This window comes from Aeromonas simiae (genome assembly GCF_000820125.1).
GTDB classification, from domain to species: domain Bacteria; phylum Pseudomonadota; class Gammaproteobacteria; order Enterobacterales; family Aeromonadaceae; genus Aeromonas; species Aeromonas simiae.
The window spans coordinates 1-5,671 of the sequence record NZ_CDBY01000084.1 but is presented as its reverse complement, the minus strand read 5'-3'; the positions used below and the strand labels follow the sequence as shown (position 1 = coordinate 5,671).

The window sequence follows — 5,671 nt, the reverse complement described above, 5'->3', positions numbered from 1 at the left end:
CATTTGACATTTTAGATATTTTTGATATTTGTATCAAAGAGTATCCGGAGCTTTCTTTTTTTTAGATTGCTGGCATCTCACGGATAAGGGAAGGAAGTATAACCATACACCAGAGTAGATGCTGCCGGATTGGGTCGCTGTCATGTCATCAGAGCATAAATCCATGGTTTGTAACATCCTCGCCTAGTGAAAATATACCTAATAATAAAAACATGTTAAAGTTATTATTCATAGATGTGTTTGGCAGTGACATACATCAAAAGGTGTTCTTGCTCTTAGTTAACTGAAGTTACGTACCCAGTTGTTATCCGTATAATTCCGGTATGAACCAAGAACACCTCGACCTTTACCCTGACTCCTGTACATGAACCTCAGTTAGTTAAAGAATGCTGATACCTGAACAATAGTTCAACAACTTTAGTATTTTTACCCAATGCTATAATGTTCTCAACATCATCCCCAGGAACAGATAAAAACAATATAATCGATAAATGGTCTAGTAGACAGACACCGAGTGAAGAACCACCTATACAGTGGATCAGGTTGTCAGTTAAATCTTCAGGTAAGATAACGTGAGTACTTATTAGGTCACTTACAAATAATTCAGGTGTTGACTCCGTGTTCACTTTATCTAACCCAGCGAGTATTTTTCCTGATATCGAATTAAACCGTTCTAGTAAATCGTGACAGATCATCGAGGAGGCGTAATTTATATCAAGAAGGTTTACTCTCAAAAATTTGGAGTTGTTCGCATCAATTAGATTATTGTCCGTAGAGGTGTGCCGTGCAACAGTGAAGTTATAACTGTATATGGCCTGCAATATGATTGCGTTATAAGTATTATCTCCGGTGATTATAGAATATTTGATATAATCATCTTCGGAAAGCCAAGAAATATTGGTGGATGTAGTTACATGAGACGGTCTAATTACAGGGATGAAAACAATCCCTTGGTGATTTATAATGTCATTTACTTGTTGCATTAACGATTGATGTTTTATTTTTCTTCTCTCTAGCTTATACATGAGTCCAACGTAAAGCACTGCGAGTGAATACTTAATGAAGCCAAACAGTGGGTAACTTTTCTTCACTGCATTCTCAACTATCTTTAAAGCCGCATCTGGATTATTTAGTTTAATACAGTTCAGAGCATCGATTAATGGCGTGTATTGAGCATAATGCATTTCAACTCGATTTTTAGTTTTATGCTTTAGTTCTGCAATAGCGAATATGGATTTTTTATCAAACACTATAATGTTCATATCAATAGCGGCGGTTTTATATTTTGAATAAATGGCATCTTCACTGATTACCATAGGTATATCAAATTGAGGTGGAAGAGATACCATCTTTGATAAATATGATTCCTGTGTTGGGAATGGAGCTAGCATATCCAAGTAATTAGATGGTAACCCTGTTTCACACAATTCAATGGCGTGACAAATAATGTTGTCTAAGTTGTTTTTCTTCTTGATGCTTAAGAGTCTTTTGGGCTCATAGCTGAGATATTTACATGCCAAAAACTCATTTATATCAATGTTATTGTAATTCTCATTAAGAGCTGCGTGCAGGCTTGATTGTAAAGCATCTTCATCACCCTCTATGGACATTGCATTGTAAATTTGACAGAAATACCCAAACATATTTGTTTTGGTATCGATATCTTGAAGGATGATAATCGCGGTGTAAGCTGCGGCAATTGGTTGAATGCTAAAATTTTCAATGTTTTTATTGAGGATCAACTTGTTACACACATCAATTTTTTGATTTAATGTCACACATGTTTGATTGCCTTTCTTAGGTAGTTCATCTAAGTATTCTAGTAGTTCAAATATTAACGAAGCAGGTTTTTCATAATTGACTTTAAGCACCTCGCGATTTGCAGTGAAATAGTTATCTATATAGTCAATCATATATTTTCGTGCTGTTCTTTTTCTGAGTTTACCCTGCTCGCCATCGAGTGTGACCAGTCCTTCTATTGCTAGGATCTGGTTAAGATGATAGTAGATGGAGTTTTCATCAGCCTTCTCTTTGAAAATCAATATGTCTGCACATATTAGAGGGATTAATATGGTAGCAATATAAAACTGGTTGATATCATCTGCGAATGCTTCAACAACATTGGGTTGCCGAGCCAGACCAATGTACACACTCTCCAATATGTCAACATGATTGGAAAGAATGTCAGGTGATAAATGACTGCCGACATGCAGCCGTCTACATATTTTTTCTAGTCTTGGTCGGTATTCATCTCTATCAGATTTTGCTGGATCAACACTTTGAAAGTGTTCACGGTGCGCATCGAAAGGGCGTTTACTTGTTTGCTCTGTTTTCCGAGCCTTATACCAAAGACCAAGAGTGTCTTCTACAGCGTAGATAAATTCAGCAAAGGGATGTGTCTTCATGATTTACCTGTTGGGTTCGTTGCTGGGTGGTCGAGCGTATGTGCGGTTTGTGAACACTCAAGATCTGTTTCGATGAACGCATCGTTGGATATACACGATTGAGTTGATGTTGGTAAGTGTTGATTGCTCAATTTACGCGCACAAAATATGGCTGTCGTTCAATAAATGTTCGTATGTTTGCCCAAGATTGGGTCCGTAATTTGTCCCCCTGACACGTTACCTCCAGGTCCACCATAATGCGAGCTCATCCAATCAGACGTTAGAAGGACATCACATAATGCAAGAAGCAATAGACCGCATCATTAGGATGCCTGAGCTTATAAAGATGATTAGCCTTGCTAGATCAACAATTTATGACAAGCTGAACGCCAGGTCTTCCCGGCATGATCCCAGCTTTCCCAAGGCGATAAAACTTGGCAAGTCAGCGATCGGCTGGCGTCAGAGCGAGGTCAATCAATGGATCGCAACCAGGTCACAAAGTAGTCAAACAATGGAGGTCAAAAATGAATCAACACAGAGCCATTGAAGCTGTCATTGAGCGGTTAGATCAGTCCCTTTGGGATACACTGGATGTCGTCGCCTATAAAACAAAGGCCCCGAGATTTATGATCTTGACTCAAATGTTGTCTGTAATGGCTATCGCATCGCAGCAGTTGGTAGATATTAGCCCAAAAAGTGAGATGAAAATACCGGCATCACTTTACACTCTAATTCTAGCTGCTTCTGGCGAGAGAAAAAGCACGGTCGATAAGCTACTGATGAAACCAGTCCGTGAATTTGAAAAATGCTTGGCTGAGCAGGTAGATGCTGCACAGCAGAAATATCAGATCGAACTGGAATTGTGGAATATGAAGGAAAAAGTGTTAAGGAGGGAATTAGGTGAGATGTATAAAAAAGGTGATGAGCAGCCCATTATAATAGAGGCATGGCACACTCACCATTCAAATATGCCTATAGCTCCGTTAGTTAAGAGGATTTTAGCTGAGGATATAACAGTCGCAAAACTGAAGTCGATGTTAGCTGAGAAGAATACGTCATTAGCTCTGGTGTCCGATGAAGCTGGGACACTACTGTCCAGTGACTTGATGAAAGATAATGCATTGTTTAACTCACTATGGTCAGGTCAAACTATACGTGTTGACAGAGCCAATGCCCCTGAAGTTCATATTGAAGGTGCTCGTTTGACTTTGAGCATGCAAATCCAGCCTGATATATATAGAACATTCAGAGATAGTAATGGTGATGCGATGAGAAGCTCTGGATTAGACGCTCGAATTCTACTGTGTGAGCCTGAGTCAGAGATTGGCTATCGTCAAGAAGATAGGGATGATAGCGCATCACTAGATGATAAAATTAAATTAGGTAGATTTAGCTCAAGGATTGATGCATTACTGCAAGAAGGGCTCGAGATGAGAGCACAAGGCAAGGAGCGTCATTGCCTGAATTTAACAGAGAGTGCTAAGAAAATTTGGAATGACAAGTTTAATGACATTGAATACGCAATGAGGCGTGGGGAATATTTGGAGCACTATAAAGATTTTGGTTCAAAGTTTATGGAGCAGGCGTCAAGAATTGCGGCGGCACTTCATGTGTTTAAAAACATAAACTACAGAGCCACGCTTGTGACTCATGAAACTATGCAGACTGCTATTGAACTAGCTGAAATATACTTACATCAAGCATTGATAATATTTAGATCGCCCGAGGCTAGGGAGTTCGTGGACGAGACACATGTTAATAAGCTACTGGAGTGGATTATTCATAACTGGAATAATGAGCTGTTTTTGAAAGGTGACATTAGACGAAGTGGCCCACATTGTGTTCGTAATTCGAATAAGCTAGAAGATGCAATAGAAGTTCTTATTGCTCGAGGAGATATCATTTGCTTTAAAAAGAAACAGTCAATCTATATTTCTTTATCTTGGAAGAAATACCCTAGGCTTGTTAGGCGCTCTTTAGTCCGCACCCGTGATAGAATTTATGTTAGCGAGCTAGTCGAATATCAAGGAAGACGCCATTCAGGAATACCATCAGTTGAACTTTTTGAGAGACCGTTGATTGACATGAGAAATAAGCTCCGACACTAATGGTTGCACCATTCCCATACATCAAGGTTCAGTATTAACTGATTGCAGTACTCCGCTTAAGTAACTTAAGAGTGTTGTTATATAGGGCGGTATCATAACTGCATCTGAATCAGGAACCCTATGTTTATATTTTAGTATATATGTCCATTTGATTGAGGAGTGTATGGGTTTATTTAAATAAGCCATGATGCGGTATATGTATTATATATAGCAATACATATAGTAATACATACACTCTTATATACATCCATAGCCATGCACACTACTAACGATGCATATACGCTATGCAATCTAACGATGGGGTAGCGTGAAGACTACATGCCTCTAAGCATGTACCACTATGGATAGCATCCAGAGTATGGTGTATTTACTTAAGCGAAAAACACATCTATTTATTTAATCCAATAACTATACCTCCGTGTCTATTCACCAAGGTAGGGACTCCTATGTTGAATCACTTAAAAAATTCAGTATTGAAGATGAAAGCACTTACTAGATTATACACAGATAGTTACGGCCCTATGAATAGTAATTATTTAAGGCGTAGCTTAGATGTTGTGTCAGGTACCTTGGCTAGGTATCCTCGTGTTTATGCTCTACGTGTGGATCTGCGTTTTGCTAGTGAGTCGCCTGAAGATGATACGGATACGCTGACTTGTTTACAGCGTTCAGATTCATCAGTGATCACTCGCTTTATGGAGTCACTAAAAAGCCAATTACGTGCAGACCATTGCCGTCAGAAACGGCGTGGTTTACCGTCATTACCAACCGTTATCTGGTGTCGGGAGCAGGAGTCATCGGCATCACCTCATTACCACCTGATGCTGCTGTTTAACAAAGACATGTATGCCTTCCTGGGAGATTATCGGGATTATGATGCTAACAACATGGGAACTCGGATCCAGAAGGCGTGGTGCAGCGCGTTGGGCCTCCCATACCCTGATAATGCAACGCTGGTTAACTTCCCTGTAAATCCACAATACAGGTTTGACCGTAATTCAGCGCGAAACTTAGATGAAAATTTCAGTGCATTTTTATTTCGTATGGCTTATCTGAGTAAACAAAGAACGAAGGTTGCTGATGGACAACGCAACTTCGGTTGCAGTCAAGTACGATAAGACGCTTGAGCACGTCAGTGCTCATTAGTATGCTATAGAACAATCCCTGCGTATTTAATTT

The 5,671-nt window shown here is 39.4% G+C and carries 4 protein-coding genes; 3 read left to right on the top strand and 1 reads right to left on the bottom strand.

The genetic code is table 11. The features are described from left to right. Nucleotides 1–371: 371 nt before the first annotated feature. The gene (locus tag BN1134_RS17085) at nucleotides 372–2,405 is read right to left on the bottom strand and encodes a hypothetical protein (RefSeq protein WP_156991851.1); all 2,034 of its coding nucleotides are present in this window, start codon (nucleotides 2,403–2,405) and stop codon (nucleotides 372–374) included. Between the two features lie 277 nt (nucleotides 2,406–2,682). On the opposite strand from BN1134_RS17085, the gene BN1134_RS19455 reads away from it, so the two are divergent. The 3 genes from BN1134_RS19455 to BN1134_RS19450 all read left to right on the top strand — a co-directional run bounded on the left by BN1134_RS19455 (nucleotide 2,683) and on the right by BN1134_RS19450 (nucleotide 5,610). Further along, nucleotides 2,683–2,931, top strand: a complete 249-nt coding sequence (locus tag BN1134_RS19455) for a helix-turn-helix transcriptional regulator (RefSeq protein WP_080760913.1) — start codon at nucleotides 2,683–2,685, stop codon at nucleotides 2,929–2,931. Next, a complete protein-coding gene (locus tag BN1134_RS17080) occupies nucleotides 2,909–4,492 on the top strand; it encodes a YfjI family protein (RefSeq protein ID WP_042048684.1) in 1,584 nt (527 codons plus the stop codon). Before BN1134_RS19455 ends, BN1134_RS17080 begins: the two co-directional genes overlap by 23 nt. Before the next feature lie 446 nt (nucleotides 4,493–4,938). Beyond that, a complete protein-coding gene (locus tag BN1134_RS19450; protein WP_156991850.1) occupies nucleotides 4,939–5,610 on the top strand; it encodes an inovirus Gp2 family protein in 672 nt (223 codons plus the stop codon). Nucleotides 5,611–5,671 lie beyond the last annotated feature (61 nt).

Bases quoted from the DNA above. Each gene is read 5' to 3' on its own strand.
- BN1134_RS17085 (WP_156991851.1), bottom strand. From the start codon at position 2,405: ATGAAGACACATCCCTTTGCTGAATTTATCTACGCTGTAGAAGACACT.
- BN1134_RS19455 (WP_080760913.1), top strand. From the start codon at position 2,683: ATGCAAGAAGCAATAGACCGCATCATTAGGATGCCTGAGCTTATAAAG.
- BN1134_RS17080 (WP_042048684.1), top strand. From the start codon at position 2,909: ATGAATCAACACAGAGCCATTGAAGCTGTCATTGAGCGGTTAGATCAG.
- BN1134_RS19450 (WP_156991850.1), top strand. From the start codon at position 4,939: ATGTTGAATCACTTAAAAAATTCAGTATTGAAGATGAAAGCACTTACT.